This window comes from Bradyrhizobium sp. USDA 4504 (genome assembly GCF_054063995.1).
The window spans coordinates 4,349,684-4,376,217 of the sequence record NZ_JBSSGV010000001.1 but is presented as its reverse complement, the minus strand read 5'-3'; the positions used below and the strand labels follow the sequence as shown (position 1 = coordinate 4,376,217).

Genomic DNA, 26,534 nt, shown 5'->3' with positions numbered 1-26,534 from the left:
TGCAATTGAGCGTTGCATCGACGCAGATTTATTCCAAATTGTACCTTGGATGCCTCCCAATGCGCCGGCTCGGTCCCTTTGTTGCTGTAGGCCCCCGGGGGGGCTATACTTCTGTCTGCTTTCATTGATCGATGGCTTTGTCGGCGTCCGCTGTGCTGGCGGGCCGATTGAACGCAACACAATCAGTCTGGATCACGATGACCGGAGCGCCGCCCATAGAACGAACTTCCGGCGCGCCGTTGTTTTCGAACAACAAGCTGTCGGTGTTGCGCAAGCATCCCTATTTCGCCGATCTCGAGCCCGAAGCATTCGATCAGCTCTGCCGCTACGCCAAGCACACCACGCTGAAGCGGGGCACGACGATCTTTTCCAAGGGCGATCCGGGCACCAGCCTGATTGCGGTGATCTCGGGCACGGTCAAGATCAGCATCTCGTCGCCGGATGGTCGCAACGCGATTTTGAACCTGATCGAGGCCGGAGAGATCTTCGGCGAGATCGCGCTGCTCGACGGCTTGTCGCGGACGGCCGATGCCACCGCCAACACCAATTGCGAGCTGTTCGTCATTGACCGGCGCGAGTTCATTCCGTTCGTGCGCAGCCAGCCGACGCTTGCGATGAAGTTCATCGAGCTGCTTTGCGAAAGACTGCGCCGGACCAGCGATCAGGTCGAGCAGGTCATCCTGCAGAACCTGCCCGGCCGTCTGGCCAGCGCGCTGCTGCGACTGAGCGACAAGCACAAACCGCAGGGACGCACCATCTCGATCACCCAGCAGGAGATCAGCGAGATGGTCGGGATGACGCGCGAGAGCATCAACAAGCAGCTCCGGGCGTGGGCAATACGCGGTTGGGTCAGGCTCGAGCATGGCGCGATCGTCGTGCTGAAGCGCGAGACCCTCCAGGAGCTGGTCGACGCCGGGGCGAACGACGGCGAGTAGTCGCGCCGGCTGCCCGGTCGGTCGCGCATTTCACGAAACGGTGAGCTGAACAAGGCCTGTGAAGCCATTCACATCGGCCTTGCGCGCGCTGCGGTAAGTGACGTGTCAGGGGAGCACAATATGGAGGAATCCATGCAGAGCTCTTTCGACAAGCGGCGGCAGAACCCACAGCACAATTACCAGAGCTTCAGCATCAAGCTTGTCGCGCTGCCGCTGCTCGTCATCGTTGCGCTGATCGGGATGCTGGTCAGTCACCCGGCTGCGGTCAGATGGATATCGGACGCGGCGCAAGCGGAGTTCGTCGGAACCGACACCGTCTACACTGATCCGATACCCAATATCGCGCAGGTGGCGCCAACGGTGCGGCCGGGCAGCGAGATCCGGACGGTGAAGGCCTACTGATCGTTGATGCCGTCGTCGCGCAAGGCGCGACGACAGGCGCTTGTTCAACAGCAAGCCGTCCTCACGCGGCTACTCCAAGCAGCTTTGCTGCGGTCCGCCCGAGAATATTGGCCTTGTCATCGTGGCTCAGCGACGACGAGGCGAAGATGTGGTCGACCGGCGCCAGTTGCCATGGATAGGGATAGTCGCTTCCCAGCACGATCTGGCCGGCGCCGACCTGGGCGGCGAGGTGCCGGATCGCCTCCGGCGTGAAGATCAGAGAGTCGAAATATATCTGCTTCAGATACTCCGCCGGCGCCTTCTGGAGCTTGATCTCCGGATTGCATCCCTTGGGTCCAACCAGACAGGCATGGTCCGAGCGGTCGGCGTACGAGCCGAGATAACCGCCGCCATGTGCGGCGATGATTTTCAGCCCCGGGAAGCGATCGAGCGTGCCCTCGAAGATCAAATGGGAGAGTGCGATCGTGGTCTCGAGCGGATTGCCGATCGTGTTGCCAAGCCACCCATTGCCGGAGAGCCGCTTGTTGAGCTCGGGCACGCCCTGCGGATGGATGAACAAGGGAACGCCGAGTTCCTCGGCCTTGGCCCATACCGGATGAAACTTCGGATTTGAGAATTCGGCGCCGTCGACGACACCGCCGATCGCAGCGCCCTTCAGCCCCTGCTTTTTCACCGCCGTTTCCAGCTCCTGCACCGCAAGGTCCGGTGCCTGCAGCGTCAGCGAGGCGAACGCCGCGAACCGGTCGGGCTTCGAGGCACAGAGTTCGGCGAGCTTTTCATTCTGGATTTTCACGATCTTTCCGGCCAGATCGCGGTCGCGGTCGTACCAGAACGGATTGATCGAAAGCACCTCCATGTCGATGGCCTGCGCGTCCATTGCAGCCAGTCGCTTGTCGATCTCGATGAAGGCCTCGCTGGCGCCGTTGACCGGCGGCAATTGATATTTTCCGGCGTCCGCGCCGAGCAGCGCGCCCGCCTCGCGGAAATGGCAATGCGCGTGAATGTCGATCGTCTTGACACGTTTGCCGTTGACCGTGACCGGCAACTGCTGGCGCGGTTGCTGCGCATTTGCGTTGTGGACGAGCCCGCAGCCGCAGAACACGATGCCTGCCGCCGCATTTGCTCCCGCTTTCAGGAAATCCCGCCTTGTAGTCATGACGATCGCCTCCCTGGTTGTTATGTTATGGAGGGGGAGCGTAGGGATGCTGGCTAGTGCTCGCAAGATCACACGCTGTGCGTGTCGCGCAATGTTGATCTGCTCAGACCGGCTTGGTCTCCGCCTTTGCGATGATGTCGCGCCATTTCGGCACTTCGTCTGCGATACGCCTGCGCGTGCCATCGCGCTGTTTGCGGCAAGTCGCCGTGTAATGGATAGCATTCAGTCAGATCGGCAATGCGTCACCCTCGATCGACTTTGATCAGGTCGCGAACACGACAAATGCCAATATCACGACCGCACCGCACCGTTCAGCATGCAAGTGACGGCATTGATCACTATCGCCACTTTCGCGAGCGCTTTTCGAGCGGATTGGCGCCGCCAGCAATCTCGCCTTCTGGACCAAAGGCCACTCAGCCCTCTCGCGATTTCGCGATGTGGGACATCAAAGGTTTTCTGGCGCCACCCCCAAAATCGTCTGTTCCCCGTCGGACTGAAACCGCGACAGATCGCCGTCCGTCGCCATCCGCTTGTTCATCATCCACTAACTAACCTTGCGCTTTCACCGCATTTGCTAGCTGCCAACGCTGTGAAAATGCCCGGCCAATCAAGACGAATCTCCTGGTAACGATAGCGGGATTTCCTCAAGAGCCGACGCGATCCAGCGGTGTGCGGCGGAGCCGCGTGCTCCGTTGGCGGAACGGAACGGCGATTTGATGCTAAAATGAAAGAAGCGAGGCCGAAATAGGGTCTGCTTACGCCGAAGCCGACCAGACGCGAGCACTGCCTCGTCTAAGCAACAAGGAAACGTCCTCGTGAGAAGACGGGTTCGATGGGAGGGAAAATGGACCGAAACCTGGTGATCCTGAATGTGACTGGTTCGGAGACGATGTTGCGTTCCGACGGACATGCTGCCATTCGACTGGAGACTAAGGAGATGGGCCCCGTCGCCTTCGAGGTGAGCCTTCAGGCAATTGCCGCACTTCGTCGGCACTTGGCGCGAGCAGAAATGCATATTCTTCAGAGTCAGAATCAGACCAAAAACTGATTATCTTCAGAAGATGTCACTAGACTAAGGTGGCTATCAAATTCCTCCCTGAGGTCCGAGGGCGGGAATCCAATCGGAGGCGCCTGCAAGTCTAATGGTGGTGTTACCGACGCAAATAGACCGGTGCCGTCTTGAAGACGACGGTACGTTCGCCGTGCGACTTCTTATCGTTTGACGAACGGCGCTGACCGCAGCGGATTTTTGATTCCGCCATTCGGAGGTTCGATCCCTCCCGCTATCAGGCAAGTGCCTGAAAATGCATGAGAATAGGCCCAAAATGGCTGACTTCTACGGATCGCGTCGGTCTCCGTCATCTCGGCGTTTACTGCTTCCGAGCCCAGACGGCCGAAAGTCTGCCGCCGTGTCCCCGGAAGTTCCCATTTTGGCGAGCGACCCGGCGGAAACTGATTCGATCAAGACTGCCACCCGACCCCGCAGTTGGCCGATCAGGTTGACCGACAATCTAGGGATATGACTCTCGTCCCTCGCATCGTGGAGGCGGTCAACACGAACTTGCCTAGCTACTATCGGACGCTGCAGAACATTGCGACAAGAAATGGCTTTGCTTACTCTGGCGAGTTGCGACGCGAAAAATACGAAGCGATGTATGCCGTTGCAGAAAAATACGGCAAGCTGAATCGTTGATCCCGAGATATGGTGTGCCGCTCTGGGAGCAGGGAATGACGGCCTACCTTAAGACATCGCCGCCGAACGACCGGCGCATATGCGGCGCCGGCTGCGTCGCATTAAAGAATGGCGCAGAGCGCACTTCTGTCGGTTATTGGACGGGCCAGACCGCGGTACGGCGATCAGTGCGGCGCGGTTCTACCTTGAAGTTGGTGCGCGGCGCATGGCGGTGGAGCGGGGGCTTGTTTAGACGCACATCATCAGAAGTTTGAAAGTGAAATGCAGGCCCGTCTATTGGGTGTGGCAGGCATCATTCGGCGTCATGCCAATGCTGACTGCATCGGTGTACTGAGTGGCCCTCAATACGTGAGGTACGAGGCGCCCTACGGGGCGCTATTCTGTGTGTGCCGAGCATGACCGGCAGCTTGGAGGTGGAAGTCCTCTATCCAGCCTGATGACGGTGAAGGATTAGCGAAGCGCAAGGGCGTCATCGCGAGGTGGGGTCTGAAGGAAGCGTGGAGCAAAGCCGCGGCCCGATGGACAAAAACCGGATAACGAGGCCTACCCGGCCGGACGAGCGAGCACGTGATCGCGAAGTCCACGGTCATCAAGGGCCGGGGTGGTAAATCCGGCGGGCGTGCGGCGAAGGCGGTCGATCTTACCTCGGGAGATCTGCGCTGCGTCTCGGCAACGAGACTGAGGTCGTCGTAAGGCGATCTGACCGCAGTGCAGAAGTCAGCAGAGGGCATAGTAGGCGGAACGAGTTTCGCCGACATGCTCCAGCGGGCTCATGACCTCGCTGATCGTCTTGGTGGCGACGCGGGTATAGAGCGCGGTGGTGTCGAGCTTGGCGTGGCCGAGCAGCACCTGGATGACGCGGACGTCGATGTTCTGCTCAAGCAGGTGGGTGGCGAAGCTGTGCCGCAAGGTGTGCAGCGAGACGCGCTTGTTGATCTCCGCCATCTGGGCGGCGGCGTGGCAGGCACGGTTGAGCTGGCGTGTGGTCATTGGCTGGGCCGGGTCACGGCCAGGGAACAGCCAGCCTTGCGGCCGAGCCATCTTCCACCAGGCCCGTAGCAGCGCGAGCAGGCTGGGCGACAGCATGACATTGCGGTCCTTGCCGCCCTTGCCCTGCTCGACGCGGATGATCATCCGCTTGCTGTCGATATCGGAGACCTTGAGCGAGACGACCTCGTTGGCACGCAGCCCGGCACCGTAGGCCGCGCTCAGCGCCGCCTTGTATTTGAGCCCCGGTGCGGCATCGAGCAGCCGTGCCACTTCCTCCACGCTCAGTACCACCGGCAGCTTGCGCGGCTCGTGAATGACATGGGTATGCTCGACGATCTCGTGGCGCTTGAGTGTGACCCGAAAGAAGAACCGCAGCGTCGAGACGGTCTGGTTGATGGTCGGCGCGCCAACGCCGCTTGCCGTCAGATGTAGCTGATAGCGGCGCACGTCCTCGAAGGTCGCCGTATCCGGTGATCGCCCGAGAAATGCGGCGAAGTTCTTGACCCTTTGCACGAAGTCATGTTGGGTCTTCGGGGCCAACTTGCGGATCGTCATGTCTTCGATCATGCGCCGGCGCAACGGGCTCATTGCCTCGTCGGTCATGGCGATGCTCCTGTCTTGAGTGAGGTTGTCGAACCCCTCGATCTCAAGACAGGACGCCCCGTTGCGCTATCGTCTTGGCCGTGCCGCCAGCCGCGGCGTCCTACCGCGCGAGCGGTTTAGTCCTTTGTGCCTTCGCGACATATTGCGCCGCCACACGACTTCGGTCGCCAACGGGGTATAGCGGAAATCGACAAGCCACCGTCTATTGCAGAGGGCGACGTTCGTGACCCGAAGCCGAAGATCGGCGAACGCAAGGTCGCGCGCTATTTGGTCGGTCCTTCCGGTGGTCAAATTGAGGACACCAGATGGTGGACGTTTGCGTTTTGGCCCATCGAAAAGCTTTCTCCAGAAAGCGCTTGTGAGGGTTCTGGACTCGCGTACGCATCAAGGGGGCGATGACGTCGTGTTCGATTTCTCCATACGGGTACAGCACGCCGCCACGTCGGATGACGTCGAGGGCGCTTCGCGGTGGTGGCCCCGTCCTCTAGAGTGGCTAGTGCGCCTGAGACACCTGCCGCTCCAGGGCAGGGTTTGACGCAGAATGCGCTGTACGGCCGCGGGAACATGGTGTTCAATCCATGGAACTGTTTGCCCGAGCACAGGCCGCTCGGCAGCGTCAACCTGACGCGGCTTGCCGTCGACCTTGCCTCCCGGCACGGCGGAAACTGAACACGGTGGGTCATGAGCAGCCAGCCGAAGCCCGATCGTTCGGGCGGACTTCAGCGGACGCAGGCGCCGCCGAATGTCGAGAATGAAGCTCTGCATGCCGAACGCCGGCAGCTCACCGTGGTATTTATCGACATTGTCGGCTCGACACCCCTGAGCGAGCGGATCGATCCCGAGGAGTTCTTCGCGGTTATCAGAACTTACCGCGATATCTGCGACGAGCAGATTCGCCGCTACGGCGGTCATATCGCCAGAATGATTGGCGACGGATTGCTGGCGTATTTTGGCGTCCCGCAAGCCCACGAAAATGACCCTGAGCGCGCGGTCCGCGCTTCGCTGGCGGTCGCCGCGGCGATCAAGGATCACAACTTTCTGCTGTCGGATGGCAGTTTTGTCCGCCTCGGCGTGCGCGTCGGGGTCAATACCGGGGTCGTCGTCGTCGGCAGCGTGCCCGGCGAGCCGCCCGATCGGCGGGAAGTGTTCGGTAGTTCGGCACATGTCGCTGCCCGTCTGCAGGGGCTCGCCAGCGAGAACGGCGTCGTGGTTGGCTCAAGCACTTACGAGCTGACTCGCGGAACGTTCAGCTACGTGCCGCTTGGCAGACGACCACTCAAGGGCGTCGAGGAGCCTGTCGAAGCCTGGCGCGCAGAGGCGCTTGCGTCCAGCGAGAGCAGGTTCGACCGAGCGCGGAGGTCGCCTCTCGCCCCGATGATAGCCCGAACCGGCGAAAGTACGTTGCTTGCCGAGATGTGGCAGAAGAGCCTCGCCGGCTCGGGACAGGTCGGTGTGATTTCCGGTGAACCCGGCATCGGCAAGTCACGTTTGATCCGCCAGTTTCGCAGTTCCCTTGATGCGTCTCCGCGTGATGTTCTATCGCTGCAATGCTCACCATTCCACGTCAACACACCGCTTGCCCCGGAAATCGAGCGGCTCACACGTGCGACCGGCATCCAGGACACCGACGACGCTCAACTCGCATTGGCAAAATTGCGCTCGCTTTTGGCAAGAGCCGTCACTGATGTCGAGCAGGCGCTTCGTTACTACGGAGCAGTCCTATCAATACCCGCATGCCCGGGATACGAACCCGCGGATCTCGGATCTCCCGCGGAGCGCGAGCGTGCCTTGCAGATGTTCGTCGATGCTCTTCTCGCAGCCTCGCGCAAGCAGCCGATCCTCGGAATCGTCGAGGACGTCCAGTGGATGGACCCAACCACCATCGAACTGCTGGTGCGCGTGATCGCACGCTGTCCCGGCGAGCGGATCATGGTCCTGATCACGCATCGCGATGATTACAGGGCCGACTGGCTGACAGGGCCGGAAATTCGGCGGATTGCTCTGCAAAAGCTGGCAGTGCATGAATGCGAGCAGATGGTCGTGGCCGTGGCGGGCAGCGATCTGGTGCCGCGCAGGATTGCCAGCCAGATCGTGGAAAGAACCGACGGCGTGCCACTCTTTGTCGAGGAGTTCACACGCGCCATCGTCGATGCCGGCGCGATCCCGCGGCCGGCCGAGAGCCCTGCGCCGAGCGGGAAGTTGCCGGAGACCCTGGTGCCGGCAAGCATTCACGATTCACTGATGGAGCGCCTTGATCGTCTCGGTCCTGCCAAGCGCGTCGCCCAGATCGCCTCTGTTTTCGGAAGGCGCTTCAACTATGATGGCATTTTCAGCGTGCTTCCAGGCAAGGGCCAAACGCTGAAACTCGCGTTGCGGGCGCTCGAGACAGCCGGGATTGTGTATCGTAGCGAAGAGTCTCAAGGTAAGGTCTTCACGTTCAAGCACGCGATGATACAGGAAGTCGCCTACTCCTCATTGCTCAAGGAGGAAAGGCGTGAGCTCCATGCGCGCGTCGCATCGTGGCTGCTGCAGGAAGCCGCCATTGGAGAAAGCAGCCAGCCGGCGGTGTTAGGCTATCATTATGCACGCGCAGGCAACATTCCGGAAGCGATCGAGGCCTGGCTTCAGGCGGGCAAATCCGCGCTCCGCAGCTCTGCCACCAAGGAAGCCGTGGCTCATCTTCGCGAAGGTCTCTCGCTGATACCCAAGATGCCGGCGTCACCGCGGCGCTTCGAGGCTGAAATCGCGCTGCAATCCAATTTGGCGATGGCGTACACAGCCAATGCCGGGTGGTCCGATCCCAACGTCTATGGCCCCTACAGTCGTGCACTCAAGCTTTGCGCGAGCCATGGCACCATTCGCGAGAAGGCGACGGTGCTGTGGGGAAGTACCATAGCCAAGCTGGTCAACTGCGAGCTCACCAAAGGCCTCGAAAACGCGCACGATTTCGTCCGGCGGGCAGAAGAGTGGCGCGACGACGAGGCTGCCCTCATGGCCTACACCGCTGCCGTAATCGCCAATTTCTTTCTTGGTCGTTTGGAGCAGGCAAGTGAGCTCGCGGCTCTGGTCAGCGCTCGCTACGATCCGCGTGAGCACGGCAAGCTGGTCCAGATCTATCAGCATGATCCATTGATCGTATCGCTTGTCTATTCCGGACACATCGAATGGTTGTTGGGCCGCCCGGGGCGGGCCAGAGAGTGCTGTGTGACGGCGCGCCAGCTCGCGAACGAGATCGGACATCCGTTCATGCAAGCTTTTGCCTCCATTCTTGGCGTCGCCGACCACTGGTATGAGGGCGATCTCGCGGCCAACCTCGCCAGCGTCAAGCGCGGTCTGAAGGTCGCTGACGAGTACGGCTATCCGATGTACCGGGTCATCGGCCCATTGTGGGCCACCGCTGCGTTGGCGGCACGAGGCCCCGCGCCGGAAGTGCTCGAACAATTGTGCGGCTTGCTCGGCAGACTACCCGCCGAGAACCGGTGCATTCAGATGCCACTCTATCGAATTCTGCTCGCCACAGAATTCGGACGGATCGGGCAGATGGAAAGGGCTCGAAGTTTCGCTGCTTCGGCTGAGTCCCTGATGAAGAAAACCGGCGAGCGCTGGGCGGCTCCCGAGATTTATCGGATTCACGGCTCGCTGCTGTGTCGGGAACCATCGCGAGACGACCGGGCTGCCATGCGCTTGTTCAAACGCTCGCTTGCCTCTGCCAGGAAGCTCGGGGCGGTCGGTTGGGAATTGCGCACGGCGATCAGCATCGCGCGCTTGGTCAGCGCCGGCGAGAGCGCATCCGGACGCGCCGAAGCACGAGACCTGCTGATATCGATCCGGGCGAAATTTGCATCCGCGGAAACGTCCCGCGATCTGCGCGAGGCTGATGACCTGGTGAGAGTGTTGAACTAGTGCCGAATGACCCCCGGCCTGTGGTCGACTCACATCATCTGCGATCCCAAAAAGCGGATCGCCGAGAGGCTCGGCAGGAACGTATAGGCGCCGCCCCGCGCCCAGACAAATTGCGGCAATCCCCGCAACCGGATCGTGCCGCCGGAATGCCGATCGTGTGAACCGGCCTCCCCCCGGGAACTGGCTCCGGCAGATTGTCGATGATGGCCTGGAGGAGCCGCTTTGCTACCGATGCATCGACCAAGTCCTCATCGCGCCGGGTCGGGCGGCAGCGGCGGGCCACGCCTCGGGGTATCGCCGGCCTCGAAGACGCGGCTGGAGCGGCTGGTTCGCTAGGCGCCCGAGGTGGTTGTGAAGGTGTCGGGGCGGACCAAGGATGCCGGACATCTGAGGGCACATTTGGATTACATCACCCGCAATGGCAAGGTGGAGATGCAATCCGATTACGGGCCGATGAAAGGGAAGGAAGCGGTCGGAGAGCTGCACGCGGCCTGGGCCGATAGCGCGGAGGTGACGACGCAGAACAAGAGCCTGCGAAAGGCGCCGATGTCGGTCAACATGGTGCTGTCGCTACCGAAGGGAAGTGACCGGGAAAAGTTCAGGGATGCGGTGACCGATTTTGTCGACAAGGAATTGCGGCCGCGGGTCGATGTCGTGGTGTGCTTCCACGACGACACGGCGCATCCGCATGGCCATGTCACGGTGCGCGGCCGAGACCGGGAAGGGAAGACATTCAACCCGCGAAAGTCACAGCTGCACGAGTACCGGGAGAAGTTTGCGGCATGCCTGCGGCGCCGCGGGATCGATGCCGAGGCCACACCGCGCTACGCGCGCGGGGTCGGGATGCGCGACTATGCGACGGCAATGCCACGCATGGAGCAGCGCGGGGAGGCGCGGGTGCGGCACGACATGATCCGCGAGCTCAGACAGGATTATGACTAACGGAAACAGAATCCAGGGCGGGACGAGCACCCCTGGGAGCAGAAGATGCGCGCGAAGCATCAGGGGGTGCGGACCGCCTATGCGACGGTGGCGCGGGCGCTGGCCAACAGTCCTGATGCGCGCGACCGGGCGCTGTCGGAAAACGTCACGCGGTTTCTTGAGGCGATGCCGAATGACCGGCCGCTGACGTTGCGCGACAGGGTCTATCTCGGCCACGAAAAGCGGCTGGCCAAGGAAAAGGAAACGGAACAGCCCGAGCCGGGCCGGGGCGCGCCGGAGCGTTAGAGCGGTTTCCAGTTGAGGTGAATCGGAACAGTCAAAGGGGATTCCCACGGGCACGCAAATCAGATTCGGTGTTGCCCGCGACAACATGCGGGGCATGCGATGGCGAAGGGATACTCCAAGGACCTCAGGGTGCGTGCGGTTGAGCTTGTTGAGTCCGGCGAAAGCGCACGTGAGGCTGCGCGCATTCTCAATCTCGGCGCTTCGACTACGATCCGATGGATGGATCGTTGGAGGAAGACCGGAAACGTTGAGGCCAAGCCCGGCACCGGGCACAGCCGCTCGCCGTTGGAGCAGCACAAGCAGTGGCTGATCGAGCTGATCGCCGCGGAGCCGGACCTGACGCTCGAGGAGATCCGCGCGCGTCTGCGCTCTCAGAGAAAGCAAAAGGCCGGCATCGGTTCGATCTGGCGTTTCTTCGACCGTCACAGCATCACCTTCAAAAAAAACACTGCACGCCGCCGAGCAGGATCGACCTGACGTCGCTGCCGAGCGTGCCGCGCTGAAAGCCGAGCAGCCCAAGCTGCGTGCACCGCGCCTCATCTTTATCGACGAGACTGCGGTCACGACGAAGATGGTCCGGCACTATGGGCGCTCTCCTCGCGGTGAGCGCCTCGTCTCTGGCGTGCCCCATGGTCACTGGAAGACGCTGACGCTTGTCGCCGCGCTGCGCATCGATGGCCTCACGGCGCCCTATGTCATCGACGGTGCAATGGATGGGCCCTCGTTCCTGGCTTATGTCGAGCAAGTCCTGGCGCCGACCTTGCGCAAGGGCGACATCGTCTTCATGGACAACTTGCGCACTCACAAGATCGCCGGTGTCCGCGAGGCGATCGAGGCTGTCGGCGCCCGCGTGCGTTATCTGCCGGCCTACTCGCCCGACCTCAATCCGATCGAACAGGCCTTCTCCCGGTTGAAAGCTGCGCTGCGCAAAGGCGCCACCCGCACGGTCCAAGCCCTGCTCAAACTCATCGGCAAACTCGTCAAGTCGTTTGCGCCGCAGATGTGTGCCAACTACTTTAGGCATGCTGGATACACCAGATGATCCACATCATGTGGAAAATGCTCTAGCCGCGGCGGCATCGCGCCTCGCTGGATCCGTTTGGACAGTCCAGCAGTAAATGCTGTGTCGTCCCGTGCGACGCGCCAGGCGTGACAATTATCGCCCGGCCGGTCGGGCGCCCCGGTGAGGCATCGGCCAAGTTTTCGGCCAAGTACGGTCAGTCAGTCGGTGTCGTCATTTTCGATGACGTATTCGTCCCGCAGCCAAGGCATTTGACCTCAAGGTAGCGGTAGCCGGCGTTGAGCGCATCACCGAGGGCAGGGGATGGCTGGGCCGGCCCCTGGAAGGCGAGCATGCGGGCATTCCACGCGGCAGGCGACGGTGTCGGCCTCGAGCCGGGCTTCCTTGGCGCGCTCGGCTAGGTGCCTGACCGTTGCTCCGAACATGTACTCTCGAGATTTCGAGCCCATCCTGACTAGAGAGCAGGCCGAGGGTGGCCACGCAAATTATCAATGAGTTGAGGCGCGGAACAGGGCACGGCTATAGCGTGTCGTGGCTGTGGAGAAGTGGACGCGTCATGATGTCGGCAGTGATGCGGCGAGGCTACGGGGTTGCCGTCATTGCCAGAACCAAGTGACTCCGGAACAAACCGGAGATTGGATAGTTCTTCCATCTGTCCAAATCGGGGAACTTCTCATGACCGCCGATTCGTCAACGCCCGGCGATGCACAGGCGCGATCGTCGTTTCCGCTGCTCATAGCTGTTCTCGCCGTTATCGTCGCTTGCGGTGCGCTTTGGATGAGCTACAGCAACGCGACAAAGTTTGCAGCCTCGCAAGAGCGCGCGGCCGTCGCACCTCCACCGGATCCGGCCCTTGCGGAGATGAAGCAGACTTTAGCGTCTCTCCAACAGGCGGTGCAGGGGATTGAAGCCGGCCAAAAAAGGCAGGCTGCTCAGATCGGTGACGCTCAGCAGAAAACTTCCGCTCAGCAGGGCGAGCAGAAGCTAATATCCGACCAGCTCGGTGCGCTAAGCGCGCGAGTTAACTCGCTGGAATCTGCAAGGGCTGAAAGCCCAGCGCAGGCAACCCCAGCGGCTCCTTCTCCGCAAAGACGCACCAAAAGATAGGCGGTTCGGTCAGAGGCACGCGCGGCGCCGATCAGCCTCTGCCAAGTTGTGCTTGTCGCTGGCAATGACGCCCAAGACAACAATTAGGCTTGTGGTCACGCGGCCCGAGCCGCCGCGTGGGAACTGGCGTCAACGATTCCCACGACCGTTGCCGGCATCGCCGCCGTGCTCCGGTACGCGAACGAGATGGAAGATGAGGGCGACGAGTGGCCCGACACCGACACCATTGGCCCGGATGGCTGGCACTACCAACTGAGGCAGACGATCGCCCGTGCGGCAGTCAACTTAGGACCAGTATAAGGGTCCCAGGAAAAGACGCCGCCGGTCTCACGAATACACGCCCGGCGGCGTTTTCTTCCTGAACTGGGACACTGAAATCCCCAGCCTCAAGTGTGCTGCACGACCAATGCCACAGGGGAATGACAGGCTCGACGAAGCCGCCGCCTCAGTAAAGCGCTGCCTCAGGATCAAGTGCGCGTGAAATGTGAGGCCGTTCACACTCGAAAATCGCGAGCTGATCTAACGCAAGCGCCGGGTGGCAGCTCGGTGTCGGAGAATCGTGATGCCGTTTTTCAAAAGCCAAAGCTGGTCGGCAACAGCCGCCGCTTCGGTGGTCAGTATTGTCATCGTGGCGGCGGTTGCTTTTGCGGTCGTTGGTTATGTGGAGTGGTCATCGGACGTTAATTTGACCCACTTCATGGGCGAGACTGCCGCGGATGCCTCAACGCCGAGTCTACCGCCCAAGGGGCGAACAGGTTGCGAGCAGGGCAATAAGCCGCTGCCGACACTTTCCCTACCACTCGAATGAGTGGCCTGCAGCGCCCAACTAATCTCCCGAGAAACTACGCCGCTGGGCTCGAAATGTTTTGTCCCGGCCGCGGAATTTCAGCTGGTCAGCAATGCCAGCAACGGTAACAGCACTCTCGTCACGCCCGCATGACGCAGGTCAATGCTGCGCAGTGGTTGCGCGGTAGGTCGCTCCGAAGCCTAGCGGTCCCAAGAAAATCGAGGAGCTGACAAGCGGGGCGGCGCACCCGCTCCTCCGAAACGTTACCGTACTTATACTGTTGCCAACGGTCCCGCATTGGGCCTTGCGGGATGCCGCGCTGTCGAACTAGGCTGCCGCCATTCCTCAAAGGAGATTTGTCTAGTGGCGATTGGTACTGTGAAGTGGTTCAACCCGACGAAGGGCTACGGTTTCATCCAGCCTGACAACGGTGGCAAGGATGTCTTTGTGCATATTTCGGCCGTTGAGAAAGCGGGACTGAGCAGCCTCAACGAGGGTGCAAAGGTCAGTTACGAAGAGCGGGAAAGCCGCGGCAAGACGTCAGCCGAAAATCTGCGGGTGGGCTGACACCGGGAACAAGTGGCAGCGCCCGGGTTCAATTCAATGCTTCCGTGGTTTCAGTTGCCCAACCCCGACTGCGGGAGATTGAAATGCGGCCCCGACGCGACGGCGTCGGGGCCATTCTCATGTGTGCCGAGTATGAACGACAGCTTGGAGGTGGAAGTCCTCTATGCTCGGCGATGTTTGGCGTTCTATGAGCGAACCCCCAGCCGCCGAGTGCCAAACGATCTGACGATCGTTACAGCATAGACGCGCGAAAGCAGCCCTTTCGAACTTGCCGTTCGGCGGCGTGCGTTCACTGGATTTCGCCTTCAGCCCGATCTCGACCAGCCGGCGATTGGCCTCGGAGCGCCGGGGAGGTCAGCTTGGTTACGGCGTCGTTCGCGAGCCGCCCATCCTCGGGCCCATCCTCGGCGAGACGCCTATCCTCAGGTGGCCCCGATGGCGATTAACGAAAAACCAGCCGCCGTATGTTGAGTCCCACGTCGGAGCAGTTGCATCGTAGGCGAGAGCAGCCTCTTGGTCTGACCGACGCCTGAGTCGCTCGGCCTCGATTTGTTGCCTCTCAATCGCGAGCTGTTTTTCAATCTGAATCTTTTCAGAAGCCCGCTGGTTTCGTGCACGCATCTCGGCATCGTCGAGGACCTCACCACCAGGTCCGTATACATGCTCAAAGTCCCCGGTGATCACCCGCACCTGCTGGGCAACCGATGGCGACGCTGCAACTAGACAAGTCGTAATGAAGATTGCTCTCAGCACGGCAGACCTTCTCTGACTGACGATTAGTTGGTAGCCGAATTCTCTGGAGCCGGTAACGGCGCGGCTATCATCCTTCGATAATGAGGCGACCCAAGAACGCATTGCAGGCCCGCTCGGCTTCAGCGAACGTGCCGAAGGGCGACCCGGACACTTGAGCTGCGGGCATATTCAGAAAGTCGGGGCGATATGACGCAACAAAGCCCGGCTCTCCATGCAACCCGGGTCCACTCCGGCTCTCGTTGCTGATAACGAATGAGTAGTCGTCGCTGCTTGCGATCCACATCTCCAAATCGCCAGTCCAGACCTGGCTGAAGTGCAGGGCCATTTTACCCTCCACATTTGCCGGGCAAAGCACCCGCGGCTCCCCAATCGGCAGGTCGCGATTGTCTCAACATTCAAGCAGGATGAGCCGCTGGCTCGCTATTAATAGCAAGTATACTCCTGCTGGCTGGCTGTTGCGAGGCAATAGCCATAACTGGCGCTGTACGGGTAGCCGTAGCCATACGGATAACCGTAGCCATACCCGTAGTCGTAGCCATACCCATATGGGTAGCCGTATCCGTAGGGGTAACCGTAGGCAGCGTAGGCACCCGCCAAGCCCAGACCTATCCCAAGTCCAACAGCGGCCGCTCCAAACCCGCCTCCGCGCCAACCACCGCCGCGCCAGCCGCCGCCACCAAATCCGCCATGAAAACCACCATGAAAACCGCCGCCGCTGAAGCCTCCACGCGCAGAGGCAGCAGTCGGTGCAAACGCCACGGCGATAACTGCGATCAGTGAGATTAGGATTTTCCTAAACATCGGACTCTCCCAGCTTTTAGAAAGTCGCCCGATTCTAAAACACCTCACGTTCGTTTTGGTTGCTGAACTACCTGGTCCAACCGCCGACGTCGGGAGAGCTCCCTGGCCACGCTCATCAGTGTGTCCCGCCGAGCCCGGAATAGCCGACCATGAATACCTGTACGAACAAGCTAGCAGCCAAGACTGGCAGCAGAGAGCAATGGGATGAGCGAGCAACCGCAGGATTGGCGTCGCCGACAGGCAAGTCAGATTACCTGCCAACTGCCAGAGTATCGCGAGGACGCGCTGGCGGTGCAGCGCTTCGCCGAGGAGTTGGTAACCGGCTTCCTGTCTGAATCTGAAACCACCTGGATGTGGTTCCGAATCTTCGCGTGCCTGAACGGCGCTCCCGAAAACCAACCTCGCGCAACTGTCCGCGATTTAGCGGAATCCCTGTCCCGGAATTACTGAAATCGCCTTCCGCGAATTACCGAAATCGGTGTCCGGAAATTGCCGAAACACGCAGCCTGTGCAGCGAAGACGGTGAGACGGGTGGTCTACGTTCGCCATATTGTCTGTCACGACAATCGGGTTTTACTTGTCAATCGCGACAAATGCTGGATAGGCGGCCATGAATGTAAGGTGGCGGCTGCTGCGCGTGTAGACGAAGCGCGTGACGAAGAACACAACTGCCGCACTCGGCGAATTGTGTCACATGCGCCGGACGGCGTGACGTTATGGGTGGTGCAGCTTGGTGGTTGCCAATCGGGTTTACTTTTCCTCGGCTGGCATCAGCGCCACTCACGACGAAAGCTACCAGTGTGGCGGCGCTCGCTGTCAGCCGAGGATGATGACGACTTGCTGGACTGACTTACCGGCCAAGATCGGTGAGGGCGTCTCTCAGCAGCAAGGCTAGCCGGCTCTCGCATTCCGACATTGCGGCAGGATCGGATGTGTCGTCGACAACGATTTGTCCGCTGACATAGCCATCTCGCGACCTGACATCGAAGTTCCGGCAGATCACGGGCTGGTGGAGGGCATTCGTCGCTCTCTGGAGCGGTCCCCATTCGATAATTGAAGTCATCTTAGATGTCCCCGACTCACGTGGGCAGGCAAATTCTAGCACCGTTTGGTTTGCCGTGGTGGGAATTAACCTCGCGTCTCCAGCGACACGCCTAGGATAAACGCCTTAGCGATCGTAGCGCTCTTCGTGCGCTTTAGCCTTTTTGCGATTTTCGCTGCGCCCAACTTTTGCTTCGCTAACGCCTTAAGGTCGCGAACCTCGTCCGTTGTCCACTTGCGGCGAATTGCTTTTCTATTTTTGGCCACGTGGCGCTCCTTATTGAGAGGAGCGCCGTGTAGCACATTGCGCGATGTAGGCAACCCGGTCAGGACAAGTTCATCGACACTCCGGCAGGGCTAAGAGATTGTCGTTGTAGTAGCCGTCAGCATGGGTCCGAACATATTTGCCGTTCGGTCCATTTACGACTCCCACGTCGGCTCGCTTGCCGCCGACCATCGTGAAGAATGTGTTGGCCCCGCTTTCAATTGATTGGATGACTTGTGATCGCGGCCACTTCCAGTTGATGCCTCCGAGATGCGTGATGCCCTCGTGCGGATCGTTTCGTGGCTGCTTATTGATGCAGGTCACCTGTACGTCTGGCAATTTCCCCTCCCAATTAGCTCTTCTTCGAAAGCTCAATTTGGAGCACAACTAGAGGGAGATTGAAATAGGACATTGGTATCAAAACGAGTGGTGCGTCGTTTCCCCCATTCTAATGTGTGCCGCAGCAGCGGCGTTTAAAATCGGAGTGCTCACTTATTGCATCTTCAACCTTTGGCTGCTCGACCGCTGGCGTGGTCTCATCCACCCCATGGCCTTCTGCAGCAGCCAGTCGGCCGCCTGGGAGGCGTAGGACGCAAGGCTGAAGATAGCCCGGTTGTCGCCCTTGAGGACTTCGAGCCAGCCTTGCTGCAAGCTGGGGATTGGGCTTCGATATAGCTGTAACCGAAGTGAGCCGCTATGAACGCACTACCGAGTTCGGCGACGCATTCCTCGGCCGCCTTGGCATTGCTGAACACCTTCGCGTTGAACTTGTGGTTCAATCGTAACTGGTGCCCAGTGGCGTGGATCGGTTCGTGGCCAACGTCGAGACAAAGTCGTCGTCCGAATCGAATGCGGAATAGGCCGGCATCATGACTTTGCCTCGTGCGGGGTAATAGGCCGGTTTGGTCTGTCGCCTCGTAGTGCACCGGAATGCCACTCGCTGGAAGAACCCTTTCGATCCTCGTCATCGGCACAAGCCGTTGAAATCGCAGCAGATGCGAACGCCCTGCGAGCGCACCATAAACCCACGATACAACGTCGGTGATGAACTCCACGCCGGACGATCGCGATACAACTCGGGAGCTTGGCGAACGCCAAGCGCCACTGCTGGCGTGGTGCGCACCGCCTCATGCACCGGCCACAGATTGTAGTGAGCCACGTACAGGCTCACGACTGCTGCGTGGTGATCCAGATTCTTTGAGAAGCCGTTCGTGAGGCGCGCAAAGCGCTTTTCCGTCCTCGCCAGCATTGTAGCCGCGGCGATCGGCAAAGGCTTCATTGGCGGCACCGATGCGCTGGAAGCGGTCTTTGCCCAAGCGCCGGTGGGTCGCACCGTCCTCGCGCCGGTGACGCATGCGATAATTCGGGTGGCGCTGGCAGGAGGCTTGCTGGTGGTGCTGCCGACGGTCGCCGGATTCCTATTTGTACTCTATCTCGCTCGCGCCGAGTCTTTCGTTTGAGTTGACGAGCGCAATGGTTTCATCCGGAATAGCCGCTGCCGGTATTGGCTCACACATTGGCGAAACCAAATGATGCTTAGCGCAGACGTGTCCAGCATGCTGGACCGCATTCTAGATGCAGCAACCGATAACCTCAGGTTCGCAAAGATTCTGGTTCAGATGGGGCTCGATCCCAACAACGTGACCTGGGACGCCATCTTCAGCCGGCTGCTGGAAATCTTTCTGCACAACATCACCCTGGCAAACATGTTCGCCCTGGTCGGCGCGATCTTCTTTGTCGCCACCCTGCTGACGCAGACCATGGTGCCGCTCCGGGTCGCTAACATGATCGGTTGCGTATTCTTCGCCATCTTCGGTGCGCTCACTGGAGCCGTCACGACATTTCTTCTTTATCTCCTGATGGTTCCCATCAACGCCTACCGCCTTCGTCAAATGCTCGCTCTCGTGAAGAAGGCGCGCGCCGCAACACAGGGCGACATGTCGATGGAGTGGCTCAAGCCGTTCATGACCCAGCGCAAGTATCGCAAGGGTGATATCTTGATGGAGAAAGGTGACGCAGCCAACGAAATGCTGCTGACAGTTACCGGCAGATTCCGGGTCGTCGAAATCAACGTCGATGTTCCGCCGGGCCGCCTGATGGGCGAACTCGGCTTCCTCACGCCTGACAACCGCCGGACCGCGACGATCGAATGTATCGAGGACGGCCACGTTCTAACCATCACCTATGAAAAGCTGCTCGAGATCTACTTCCAGAACCCGCAGTTCGGCTATTACTTCCTTGTCTTGACCAGCCAGCGCCTACTGGAAAATCTCGCGCGGGCCGAAGCCATCATCGCGCAGAACAGGATCGCGGTGCAGACGGGCTCCGCGAACTGACGGCGGTCCGGCTCGATAAACTCAATGGAGGCGGGTATCCAACAGACGGTTCCCCGACGGGTTAGTGCAGCGTACCAGGGCGCGCGAAAAGGCGAGAACCGGACGTCAGCGAGGCCCGGGACCGAGCGTGCGCCGCCTTAGATCTGGCGCAAGGGGTGTCCTGTCAACCCCATTGAACGAATTCGCTTTTTTGAAAGGACGATTGCAGAAGCTGCGGTGTCTGCCACGGTGAACCACACGCTCGGAGTAGCCTATTATTGCCCTCACGGTGATACCGCGGTCCGGGACCGCGACGATATATCACGTTATCGAAGGTCGAGCGCGATGGCCCGGCTGTTCGGGGAAGAAGGAACGAGCGTGGTCACGAAGCTCTCCGCATTTCTGCTTCTGTGTATCGGGGTTCAGATCATGATCACCGGGTGGTCGAGGTTGCGCGGTCGGTGACCGGCATCTCCGTATAATTCATCGACAATTGGATCGGCTCAGTTGAGGGGTAGGCGAGCCGGGCTGGTTCACTGAGTTCAACGCGCTACAGGTCTCGCCGTAACGCGCCGTCTTCGCCTGCGGATCCGGTGCGCGCCTTCGTCCACACGAGCACACGAGGTCGGGTCGTACCGTGGGATCGCAGCCGCTGCATGTTCGGCAAGGAGGTGTTGTAAAGTCGGCTCCGGCATCATGCCGGTCGCGGGTCGTCGGCATTGTTTCCGGGATTGCCGCCAATTTCCTTTGAGAGTTGAGGCGATTGCACTCGTCAAAATGCTTGCACGATGTGCACCACACTGTCGCGCTCAGGATCATCCCTTGGAGATCGGCGATGATCTTCATGTTGTTTGCCATAGCCATCGCCGCCCTGTTTTTTGTCGGCTCGCTCATCTTGCTCCGTTGGGGGCAGCATCTGGGCAGGCGCTATCGTGAACGGAGCGAGGGAACCGGAGGGTTTGCGACTGTTGAAGGTGCAATCTTCGGCTTGATGGGCCTCCTACTGGCATTCACGATCTCGGGTGCATTGCAGCGCTTCGATGATCGCCGTCAGTTGGTCATTCAGGAAGCGACGACGGCCGCCACGGCGTACGACAGGCTGAGCCTATTTGCCGGGGACGATGGACGCAGGCTCCAGGGTAGCCTCAAGGAGTACGTTGGCGCTCGGATCGAGCTGTATCGTATGCCGCATGACTTTCTTGTGCTGCAGCGAGCGGAAGAGTTTTCAGACCAACAGGAAAAGAAAGTACGAGACCTCAAGAACCGGTTGTGGGGTTCGGCGGTGGTGGCCTGCCCGCAGCCAAACTACCGGCCTGCATGCGCGTTGTCGCTCCCGGCGCTGAACAGCCTCTTCGAGGTGGCGCTTCAGCGCGCTGGTGCGGCCGAAAAGCATCCGCCGCAGATCGTCTACTTCATGCTGTTCGGGCTTGGTCTCGGTTGCTCACTGCTCGCTGGTTTCGGCATGGCGGCGAACGCGGGGCGCAGTTGGATACATATGGTGATATTTGCAGGAACCCTGACGGTCGCGCTCTACATCGTCACGGACATGGAGTATCCGCGCCTCGGTCTCATTCGGATCGAGAGCTTCGACCATTTTCTTGCCGACGCTTATGAGCGGATGAACTGAGCCGCTAGGCGGGTGGAGGAACGGATCGTCGCTCCGTTCCCTTCGGGAATACGCGCGGCAGGCAGCCACGTTAATCTAAGTCAAGAACGCGTGACAGGGACACTGGATGCTGTTGCTGGTTCGCCGTTGTTATGAGGAGGGACGCGCGACATGCGGATCATCAGAACAATATGCTGGATATGCGCCTTCCTCGGATTATTGCATGTCGGCCTTCCTGCGCGAGCACAGACAAACGACCAGGGGCCGCAAACGCCGAGCAATGCACCCGCGCCGGTTCCCGAGCAGCCGGCGCTAAAGCCGGCTGAGCTCGAGGCGCTGGTAGCGCCCATTGCATTGTATCCCGATACGCTAATGTCGAATGTGCTGATGGCATCGACCTATCCGCTGGAAGTGGTGCACGCGGATCGCTGGATGAAGCAGAACAAGAACCTCAAGGGAGATGCCCTCAAGGCCGCGCGACGGATATCTGCGTGTCTACTATTCCCGGCTCGGCCTCAAGTTTCGGTCGTATGGTGGTTGGGCCGCGTCCGGAGGCGTGCTGCCGAACACTGGCGCGCTGCCGCGCCGAAGACCGCGCCCACGGTCGGCTGCTCCAAGCGCGGATTCGCTGGCCCTAAACTAGCCAGCGGATCGGGGCTGGATTGCCGAACCAACCGGCAACCCCAGCTTTGAACGTGCTGGCCTGTTTCCATCCACAGTGGTCCGCTTTGATTTTTTGGAGCGACCTAGTTTGGGTTTTAGCCCTGTGGCAACCAAGCCTAGGCCGATGCTCTCATTAGAGATATCGAGAAGCCTATTCAGTGTTGTGGGTGTATAAATTCCTGTGTTGCAATTCGCGCTCATTTCGCGCATGCGCGTTTGATCCAGACAAGTTTGTTTCTCCAATTGAGGTGGCGGTGATTGCACTATGCAACCGCGTTCGATCGGATGTAGAGTCCCAACCGCAACGCAGGAGTTGCGGTCATGGGCAGTGATCTCCTTAGTAGCTTTTGTATTGTACTCTTTGGACTAAGCCCGCTCGTCATCATCGGCATCGCGATGTTCTTGCCGTAAGGCACTTGGCGCACATGCGCCGCCGCCCGGGCCGGTAGTCGCCCCAGCACGCGCGCCCAACTTTTTGAGTTAAACAGCACGGCCGCCTCAGTTGGCGGCCTTATTCGTGCAGGAAACCCGGATGCATTCGCGTCCAAATGTCCGGCACGGAATGACAAGAACTGATGGCACGCAAGGGCTAGACTCGCGGCTTCTTGAGAAGGGGTTGCCAAGTGCCGTTCTCGCGGAGCCAGTCAGTCAAGTTGAAGGTCGCACAGTCCCAGATCTCGATGCTCGGTTGAATGGCATTTGTTTCCAATGTGTCGCGTGTTTCGGTGCGGCGGACGATCGGGGGGCTGCTCTTGGCTCGATCGTCTGTAGGCGCTTTCCTCATGGCAAGTTCCTTCGGGGTCACTGAGCAGTTTGCGGGCGGCATCGTCGGCTTACAACCCTCGGCGAAGAGCCTCGCGCTTACAGCGGTAGCGCCAAACAAATGACCTGGGGATCCCTTCCGCGTCGGACTTGAAAGCCAAATTTGGCGAAAACCCTTCGCATCGCCGTGTTCTCTGGCAGGACTTCGGCGACGAGCTGCTCGAGCCCAGCCGTGCGCGCCAGGATGAGGAGGTGGTGCATGAGCAAGGTGCCGACGCCCTGTCCCTGATAGTCGTCGATGGTCACGAAGGCGATCTCGGCCATTCCGGGATCCATGACGACGTAGCGACCGCCGCCGATGATCACCTCGTGTTCGTCCTCGTCGGCAAGCGCGATCAAGGCGACGTGATTGGCGAAATCGATGTTCATGAAGAAATCGACCTCCTTCTTTGAGAAGCTTCGCTTGGGGCCGAAGAAGCGACGTTGCAGCGACTGGCTACTCGTGCGGCCAACGGCGGCCAACATGTCGTCCTGGTCGTCCGCTCGTAACATGCGGATCTCGACGCTCCGGCCATCGCGCAGGCGTTCGCTCGCTGCATAATTCTCAGGCACGGGCATCAGCCTATCCTCCCGGCGCAAGAAAGACGTACGGCTGGGGCTCGTGGCTTGACCTAAATCAACGATCCGGTGCGCGTGACGCTTTCAATCGGACTGTCGGCGGAAGGACCGAAACGATGTCGCTGGACAATCTGCAACTCCCGGGCGGCCCGATGTCAGGGGTCGTCGCCAAGGCCGTGGAATATATGGTGGATGCCGGGCAGCGTAGCGTACTGCTGCTGGACATACTGCGGCAGCGCGGCGATCAGTATCGCGAGCATGTTGCCCAGACGGCGCCCCACGTCCTGAGCTATGCAGCCGAGCTCATCCTGGACGGTCGCACGCTCGAGCAGCCGGTCAACTATGCGTTGGTGCGCATCATCCCGCCCAAGGGTGTGGAAATCGACCTCAAGCGGCGGCCATTCGTTGTCGTCGACCCGCGTGCGGGCCATGGACCGGGGATCGGCGGCTTCAAAGCCGATAGTGAGATCGGCGTCGCGATGAAGGCGGGGCATCCCTGCTATTTCATCGGCTTCCTGCCCGAGCCAATGCCGGGCCAGACCATCGAGCGCATTGCCCACGCTGAAGCAATCTTCATCGAAAAGGTCATCGAGCGGCATCCCGAGGCTGATGGGAAACCATGTGTGATCGGGAACTGCCAGGCCGGCTGGGCGATCATGATCCTCGCCTCGTTACGGCCGGAACTGTTCGGTCCGGTGATCGTGGCGGGCGCGCCGCTCGCTTATTGGGCTGGCGTACACGGCAAATACCCGATGCGCTACTCCGGCGGACTGCTCGGCGGAAGCTGGCTGACCGCGCTTTCCAGCGACCTCGGCGCCGGCAAGTTTGACGGTGCCTGGCTGGTGCAGAACTTCGAGAATCAGAATCCGTCGAACACGCTCTGGACCAAGCAGTACAACGTCTACTCCAAGGTCGACACCGAGGCCGACCGCTATCTCGAATTCGAGCGCTGGTGGGGCGGGCACGTCAACCTCAATGCCGAGGAGATCCAGTTCATCGTCGATGAACTCTTCATCGGCAACAACCTGGGTGCCGGCCGGGTCAAGATGTCCGACGGGACCACGGTCGATCTGCGCAAGATTCGTTCGCCGATCGTGGTGTTCTGCTCGAAAGGGGACAACATCACGCCTCCGCAACAGGCGCTGCACTGGATTCTGGACCTTTATGCTGATGTCGACGAGATCAGGGCACATGGGCAGACCATCGTCTATACCGTGCATGAGACGGTCGGCCATCTCGGCATCTTCGTTTCCGGTGGCGTGGCCAAGAAGGAGCACGCGGAGTTCTCGAGCAACATCGACCTGATCGACGTGCTGCCGCCCGGCCTTTACGAAGCGACGTTCGAGGCGAGGGGATCCGACACGCTCAATGATGAGCTTGCGGTCGGGCAGTGGGTGATGCGCTGCGAGGCCCGCACACTCGACGACATCCGGGCGATGGGCGGGAACTCGCCGGAGGATGAGCGGCGTTTCGAGACTGCCAAGCGTGTCTCGGAAATGAATCTCGCTGCCTATCAGAAATACGTGCAGCCCTGGGTCAAATCGATGGTGACGCCACAGATGGCGGAGATGATGCGCAACTGGCATCCGCTCCGCCTGCAATACGAGGCGTTCAGCAGCGAGAACCCCTGGATGAAGATGGTGGAGAGCGCCGCGGAGAAAGCGCGCGACGACCGCAAACCCGTCGCCAAGGACAATCCGTTCCTGGCGTTCCAGGAGCGGGTATCGCAGCAGATCGTCAGTTCGCTCGATCAGTGGCGTGACTCGCAGGAGGCGCTGAGCGAGGCGATGTTCCTTGCCGTTTACGGCTCGCCGGCGCTGCAGGCCGCGGTCGGGGTCGATCCGCAGTCGACACCCTCCCAACGCCGCGACATGGATCCAAAGCACCGCGAGCTCTTGCAAGCTCGCGTAGCGGAGCTGACTTCCAGGATCGGCTCCGGTGGTATGCGAGAGGCCGGCATTCGGGCCTTGCTTTACGTCGGATCGGCCCGGGGCATGGTGGACGAGCGCAGCCTCGAGGCGCTGCGGCGGCTTCGCCAGGCCGATGAGGCTGCGCGCGTGACGCTCGCGGAGTTCAAGATGTTGGTCCGCGAGCAGTTCTTCATGCTGCTGCTTGATCGGGAATCCGCGCTTGCGGCCATTCCAAAGCTTTTGCCGGATAACATGGACGAGCGCCGCAGGGCGTTTGCCGCCATTCAGGACGTGCTGTCGGCGAGCGCGGAAATATCCGGCGAGGTGGCCAGGCGATTGAAGCACGTCGCCGGGCTGTTCGGGCTCGACGGTTACGACAACACCGTCCCTTTCGATCCGAAAGCCCGGGCATCATAGCAATTCAGAGCGGAGCGATGGGTGTCATGGCAGCCGGACCGAACGAAGCCCAGCCGGGATCGAAATATGATCGCCTCATCGTCGCCGCGAAGGGCGTTCCCTCGGTCTCCACGATCGTGGTGCATCCCTGCGATGAAAGCTCGCTGCGAGGGGCGATCGACTCCGCCGAGGCAGGAATCATCAAGGCGGTTCTGGTCGGTCCGGCCGCGCGAATCCGGGATACCGCGACAAAGCACAATATTGATATTGCGGGCTATGAGATCGTTGATACGCCGCCAACTGAGGCTGCTGCCGCGGCCAGGGGCGTCGAGTTGATTCATGAGGGGCGAGGCGAAGTCCTGATGAAGGGCAGCCTCCACACCGATGAGCTGATGCGCAGCGTGACGGCAAAGGTCGGTGGGCTGCGCACCGACCGGCGCATCAGCCACGTGTTCGTGATGGATGTGCCGGCCTACACCGAAACGGTGTTCGTCACCGATGCCGCCATCAACATCTTCCCGGACCTCGACGCCAAGCGCGATATCATCCAGAATGCCGTCGATCTCTACAATGAGGCCGGTTTCGGCACGACACCGCGGGTGGCGATCCTGTCGGCGGTCGAGACCGTCACGTCAAAGATTCCATCGACCATCGAAGCGGCCGCGCTCTGCAAAATGGCGGACCGCAAACAGATCACCGGCGCGCTGCTCGATGGTCCGCTGGCCTTTGACAATGCGATCGACCTGGAAGCGGCGCGGATCAAGGGGATCAGGTCGGAGGTCGCCGGCCGGGCGCAAATCCTGGTCGTGCCCGACCTCGAGTCCGGCAACATGCTGGCGAAGAATCTGGCCTATTTTGCCAAGGCCGATGGCGCCGGCATCGTGCTCGGCGCGCGGGTGCCGGTGGTGCTGACGTCGCGTGCCGATTCGGCGCGGTCACGGATGGCGTCAGCCGCGGTTGCATGCCTTTACGCGGATGCCCGGCGTCGCCGTGCTCCGATCGCCGCCGCGTGA

27 protein-coding genes and 2 pseudogenes are annotated in these 26,534 nt (G+C 60.5%); 20 read left to right on the top strand and 9 right to left on the bottom strand.

From position 1 onward, the window contains the following. Positions 1-121: 121 nt before the first annotated feature. Positions 122-274, bottom strand: a complete 153-nt coding sequence (locus ACVMB1_RS20530; RefSeq protein ID WP_233442928.1) for a hypothetical protein — start codon at positions 272-274, stop codon at positions 122-124. Between ACVMB1_RS20530 and ACVMB1_RS20525 the strand changes: the two genes are divergently transcribed. Both ACVMB1_RS20525 and ACVMB1_RS20520 read left to right on the top strand, forming a co-directional pair. Further along, positions 264-935 (top strand): Crp/Fnr family transcriptional regulator, encoded by a 672-nt coding sequence (locus ACVMB1_RS20525; protein WP_233442927.1) that lies wholly within the window; start codon positions 264-266, stop codon positions 933-935. The genes ACVMB1_RS20530 and ACVMB1_RS20525 overlap by 11 nt on opposite strands. A gap of 132 nt (positions 936-1,067) precedes the next feature. Next, positions 1,068-1,337 carry a hypothetical protein gene (locus ACVMB1_RS20520; protein ID WP_141342844.1) on the top strand — a complete coding sequence of 90 codons (270 nt, stop codon included), beginning with the start codon at positions 1,068-1,070 and terminating at the stop codon, positions 1,335-1,337. Between the two features lie 61 nt (positions 1,338-1,398). On the opposite strand, the gene ACVMB1_RS20515 is transcribed toward ACVMB1_RS20520, so the two are convergent. Next, complete coding sequence (locus ACVMB1_RS20515) at positions 1,399-2,493, bottom strand: amidohydrolase family protein (protein WP_141342845.1); 1,095 nt, start codon at positions 2,491-2,493, stop codon at positions 1,399-1,401. Between the two features lie 844 nt (positions 2,494-3,337). On the opposite strand from ACVMB1_RS20515, the gene ACVMB1_RS20510 reads away from it, so the two are divergent. Together ACVMB1_RS20510 and ACVMB1_RS20505 are read left to right on the top strand one after the other, a co-directional pair. Continuing rightward, positions 3,338-3,541, top strand: a complete 204-nt coding sequence (locus ACVMB1_RS20510; RefSeq protein ID WP_076834276.1) for a hypothetical protein — start codon at positions 3,338-3,340, stop codon at positions 3,539-3,541. A gap of 438 nt (positions 3,542-3,979) precedes the next feature. Then, a complete protein-coding gene (locus ACVMB1_RS20505; RefSeq protein WP_456849165.1) occupies positions 3,980-4,186 on the top strand; it encodes a hypothetical protein in 207 nt (68 codons plus the stop codon). Positions 4,187-4,903: 717 nt separating this feature from the next. Here ACVMB1_RS20505 and ACVMB1_RS20500 read toward each other — a convergent pair. Further along, entirely contained in the window at positions 4,904-5,779 is an 876-nt protein-coding gene (locus ACVMB1_RS20500; protein ID WP_310885735.1) for a tyrosine-type recombinase/integrase, read from the bottom strand. A 681-nt stretch (positions 5,780-6,460) separates the two neighbouring features. Here ACVMB1_RS20500 and ACVMB1_RS20495 point away from each other — a divergent pair. From ACVMB1_RS20495 to ACVMB1_RS20475, 5 genes are all read left to right on the top strand, one after another. After that, positions 6,461-9,682: an adenylate/guanylate cyclase domain-containing protein gene (locus ACVMB1_RS20495; RefSeq protein WP_253625962.1), complete on the top strand. Its 3,222-nt coding sequence runs from the start codon at positions 6,461-6,463 to the stop codon at positions 9,680-9,682. Positions 9,683-10,081: 399 nt separating this feature from the next. Next, positions 10,082-10,624 (top strand): relaxase/mobilization nuclease domain-containing protein, encoded by a 543-nt coding sequence (locus ACVMB1_RS20490; protein ID WP_456849162.1) that lies wholly within the window; start codon positions 10,082-10,084, stop codon positions 10,622-10,624. A 45-nt stretch (positions 10,625-10,669) separates the two neighbouring features. After that, positions 10,670-10,909, top strand: coding sequence for a hypothetical protein (locus tag ACVMB1_RS20485; protein WP_141342254.1), 240 nt, complete (start codon positions 10,670-10,672; stop codon positions 10,907-10,909). A gap of 99 nt (positions 10,910-11,008) precedes the next feature. Continuing rightward, positions 11,009-11,951, top strand: a protein-coding gene (locus tag ACVMB1_RS20480) for an IS630 family transposase (RefSeq protein WP_141343507.1) whose coding sequence is annotated in 2 segments (ribosomal slippage) — positions 11,009-11,347 and positions 11,349-11,951 — 942 coding nt in all. Because the reading frame shifts where the segments join, the coding sequence is not laid out codon by codon here. A 107-nt stretch (positions 11,952-12,058) separates the two neighbouring features. Continuing rightward, complete coding sequence (locus tag ACVMB1_RS20475; RefSeq protein ID WP_246786700.1) at positions 12,059-12,196, top strand: hypothetical protein; 138 nt, start codon at positions 12,059-12,061, stop codon at positions 12,194-12,196. Here ACVMB1_RS20475 and ACVMB1_RS20470 read toward each other — a convergent pair. Then, positions 12,160-12,379 (bottom strand): annotated as a pseudogene (locus ACVMB1_RS20470) (hypothetical protein); the annotation flags it as partial. The gene ACVMB1_RS20475 and the pseudogene ACVMB1_RS20470 sit on opposite strands and share 37 nt — an antisense overlap. A 226-nt stretch (positions 12,380-12,605) precedes the next feature. Here ACVMB1_RS20470 and ACVMB1_RS20465 point away from each other — a divergent pair. The 3 genes from ACVMB1_RS20465 (at position 12,606) to ACVMB1_RS20455 (ending at position 14,391) form a co-directional block, all read left to right on the top strand. Then, a complete protein-coding gene (locus ACVMB1_RS20465; RefSeq protein WP_141342255.1) occupies positions 12,606-13,037 on the top strand; it encodes a hypothetical protein in 432 nt (143 codons plus the stop codon). Positions 13,038-13,599: 562 nt separating this feature from the next. Next, a complete protein-coding gene (locus tag ACVMB1_RS20460; protein WP_141342256.1) occupies positions 13,600-13,845 on the top strand; it encodes a hypothetical protein in 246 nt (81 codons plus the stop codon). Between the two features lie 342 nt (positions 13,846-14,187). Continuing rightward, on the top strand, positions 14,188-14,391 hold the full coding sequence (locus ACVMB1_RS20455; RefSeq protein ID WP_456849160.1) for a cold-shock protein: 204 nt from the start codon (positions 14,188-14,190) through the stop codon (positions 14,389-14,391). Between the two features lie 820 nt (positions 14,392-15,211). Here the strand turns inward: ACVMB1_RS20455 and ACVMB1_RS20450 are convergent. Together ACVMB1_RS20450 and ACVMB1_RS20445 are read right to left on the bottom strand one after the other, a co-directional pair. Next, entirely contained in the window at positions 15,212-15,469 is a 258-nt protein-coding gene (locus tag ACVMB1_RS20450) for a hypothetical protein (protein WP_253625964.1), read from the bottom strand. Positions 15,470-15,567: 98 nt separating this feature from the next. Continuing rightward, complete coding sequence (locus ACVMB1_RS20445; RefSeq protein ID WP_456849158.1) at positions 15,568-15,945, bottom strand: hypothetical protein; 378 nt, start codon at positions 15,943-15,945, stop codon at positions 15,568-15,570. Between the two features lie 204 nt (positions 15,946-16,149). On the opposite strand from ACVMB1_RS20445, the gene ACVMB1_RS20440 reads away from it, so the two are divergent. Continuing rightward, a complete protein-coding gene (locus ACVMB1_RS20440) occupies positions 16,150-16,395 on the top strand; it encodes a hypothetical protein (RefSeq protein WP_253589750.1) in 246 nt (81 codons plus the stop codon). A gap of 928 nt (positions 16,396-17,323) precedes the next feature. Here the strand turns inward: ACVMB1_RS20440 and ACVMB1_RS20435 are convergent. Further along, the gene (locus ACVMB1_RS20435; RefSeq protein ID WP_141342262.1) at positions 17,324-17,590 is read right to left on the bottom strand and encodes a DUF3892 domain-containing protein; all 267 of its coding nucleotides are present in this window, start codon (positions 17,588-17,590) and stop codon (positions 17,324-17,326) included. 197 nt (positions 17,591-17,787) lie between these two features. After that, positions 17,788-18,219 carry a zincin-like metallopeptidase domain-containing protein gene (locus ACVMB1_RS20430; RefSeq protein ID WP_375162656.1) on the bottom strand — a complete coding sequence of 144 codons (432 nt, stop codon included), beginning with the start codon at positions 18,217-18,219 and terminating at the stop codon, positions 17,788-17,790. Between the two features lie 243 nt (positions 18,220-18,462). On the opposite strand from ACVMB1_RS20430, the gene ACVMB1_RS20425 reads away from it, so the two are divergent. The 5 genes and pseudogenes from ACVMB1_RS20425 to ACVMB1_RS20405 all read left to right on the top strand — a co-directional run. Continuing rightward, positions 18,463-18,711 (top strand): hypothetical protein, encoded by a 249-nt coding sequence (locus tag ACVMB1_RS20425; protein WP_456849156.1) that lies wholly within the window; start codon positions 18,463-18,465, stop codon positions 18,709-18,711. A gap of 69 nt (positions 18,712-18,780) precedes the next feature. Then, positions 18,781-19,587 (top strand): Crp/Fnr family transcriptional regulator, encoded by an 807-nt coding sequence (locus ACVMB1_RS20420; protein WP_141342264.1) that lies wholly within the window; start codon positions 18,781-18,783, stop codon positions 19,585-19,587. Positions 19,588-19,911: 324 nt separating this feature from the next. Next, positions 19,912-20,031, top strand: a complete 120-nt coding sequence (locus ACVMB1_RS20415) for a MarC family protein (RefSeq protein WP_253623526.1) — start codon at positions 19,912-19,914, stop codon at positions 20,029-20,031. Positions 20,032-20,401: 370 nt separating this feature from the next. Then, entirely contained in the window at positions 20,402-21,193 is a 792-nt protein-coding gene (locus ACVMB1_RS20410; protein WP_456849154.1) for a bestrophin-like domain, read from the top strand. Between the two features lie 150 nt (positions 21,194-21,343). Continuing rightward, a pseudogene (locus ACVMB1_RS20405) lies at positions 21,344-21,643 on the top strand (DUF3300 domain-containing protein); the annotation flags it as partial. A gap of 1,053 nt (positions 21,644-22,696) precedes the next feature. Here ACVMB1_RS20405 and ACVMB1_RS20400 read toward each other — a convergent pair. Next, positions 22,697-23,122: a GNAT family N-acetyltransferase gene (locus tag ACVMB1_RS20400; RefSeq protein WP_307720381.1), complete on the bottom strand. Its 426-nt coding sequence runs from the start codon at positions 23,120-23,122 to the stop codon at positions 22,697-22,699. Positions 23,123-23,331: 209 nt separating this feature from the next. Between ACVMB1_RS20400 and ACVMB1_RS20395 the strand changes: the two genes are divergently transcribed. Both ACVMB1_RS20395 and ACVMB1_RS20390 read left to right on the top strand, forming a co-directional pair. Further along, complete coding sequence (locus ACVMB1_RS20395) at positions 23,332-25,542, top strand: DUF3141 domain-containing protein (RefSeq protein WP_253623528.1); 2,211 nt, start codon at positions 23,332-23,334, stop codon at positions 25,540-25,542. Positions 25,543-25,568: 26 nt separating this feature from the next. Beyond that, complete coding sequence (locus tag ACVMB1_RS20390; RefSeq protein ID WP_456816350.1) at positions 25,569-26,534, top strand: phosphate acetyltransferase; 966 nt, start codon at positions 25,569-25,571, stop codon at positions 26,532-26,534.

What these genes read in the sequence shown, in the direction of transcription:
- ACVMB1_RS20390 (WP_456816350.1), top strand. Translation starts at nt 25,569, where the DNA reads ATGGCAGCCGGACCGAACGAAGCCCAGCCGGGATCGAAATATGATCGC.
- ACVMB1_RS20430 (WP_375162656.1), bottom strand. Translation starts at nt 18,219, where the DNA reads ATGACGAGGATCGAAAGGGTTCTTCCAGCGAGTGGCATTCCGGTGCAC.
- ACVMB1_RS20420 (WP_141342264.1), top strand. Translation starts at nt 18,781, where the DNA reads ATGATGCTTAGCGCAGACGTGTCCAGCATGCTGGACCGCATTCTAGAT.
- ACVMB1_RS20460 (WP_141342256.1), top strand. Translation starts at nt 13,600, where the DNA reads ATGCCGTTTTTCAAAAGCCAAAGCTGGTCGGCAACAGCCGCCGCTTCG.
- ACVMB1_RS20415 (WP_253623526.1), top strand. Translation starts at nt 19,912, where the DNA reads ATGGCCCGGCTGTTCGGGGAAGAAGGAACGAGCGTGGTCACGAAGCTC.
- ACVMB1_RS20495 (WP_253625962.1), top strand. Translation starts at nt 6,461, where the DNA reads ATGAGCAGCCAGCCGAAGCCCGATCGTTCGGGCGGACTTCAGCGGACG.
- ACVMB1_RS20400 (WP_307720381.1), bottom strand. Translation starts at nt 23,122, where the DNA reads ATGTTGGCCGCCGTTGGCCGCACGAGTAGCCAGTCGCTGCAACGTCGC.
- ACVMB1_RS20450 (WP_253625964.1), bottom strand. Translation starts at nt 15,469, where the DNA reads ATGGCCCTGCACTTCAGCCAGGTCTGGACTGGCGATTTGGAGATGTGG.
- ACVMB1_RS20410 (WP_456849154.1), top strand. Translation starts at nt 20,402, where the DNA reads ATGATCTTCATGTTGTTTGCCATAGCCATCGCCGCCCTGTTTTTTGTC.
- ACVMB1_RS20395 (WP_253623528.1), top strand. Translation starts at nt 23,332, where the DNA reads ATGTCGCTGGACAATCTGCAACTCCCGGGCGGCCCGATGTCAGGGGTC.
- ACVMB1_RS20445 (WP_456849158.1), bottom strand. Translation starts at nt 15,945, where the DNA reads ATGTTTAGGAAAATCCTAATCTCACTGATCGCAGTTATCGCCGTGGCG.
- ACVMB1_RS20485 (WP_141342254.1), top strand. Translation starts at nt 10,670, where the DNA reads ATGCGCGCGAAGCATCAGGGGGTGCGGACCGCCTATGCGACGGTGGCG.
- ACVMB1_RS20465 (WP_141342255.1), top strand. Translation starts at nt 12,606, where the DNA reads ATGACCGCCGATTCGTCAACGCCCGGCGATGCACAGGCGCGATCGTCG.
- ACVMB1_RS20500 (WP_310885735.1), bottom strand. Translation starts at nt 5,779, where the DNA reads ATGACCGACGAGGCAATGAGCCCGTTGCGCCGGCGCATGATCGAAGAC.
- ACVMB1_RS20440 (WP_253589750.1), top strand. Translation starts at nt 16,150, where the DNA reads ATGAGCGAGCAACCGCAGGATTGGCGTCGCCGACAGGCAAGTCAGATT.
- ACVMB1_RS20520 (WP_141342844.1), top strand. Translation starts at nt 1,068, where the DNA reads ATGCAGAGCTCTTTCGACAAGCGGCGGCAGAACCCACAGCACAATTAC.
- ACVMB1_RS20510 (WP_076834276.1), top strand. Translation starts at nt 3,338, where the DNA reads ATGGACCGAAACCTGGTGATCCTGAATGTGACTGGTTCGGAGACGATG.
- ACVMB1_RS20515 (WP_141342845.1), bottom strand. Translation starts at nt 2,493, where the DNA reads ATGACTACAAGGCGGGATTTCCTGAAAGCGGGAGCAAATGCGGCGGCA.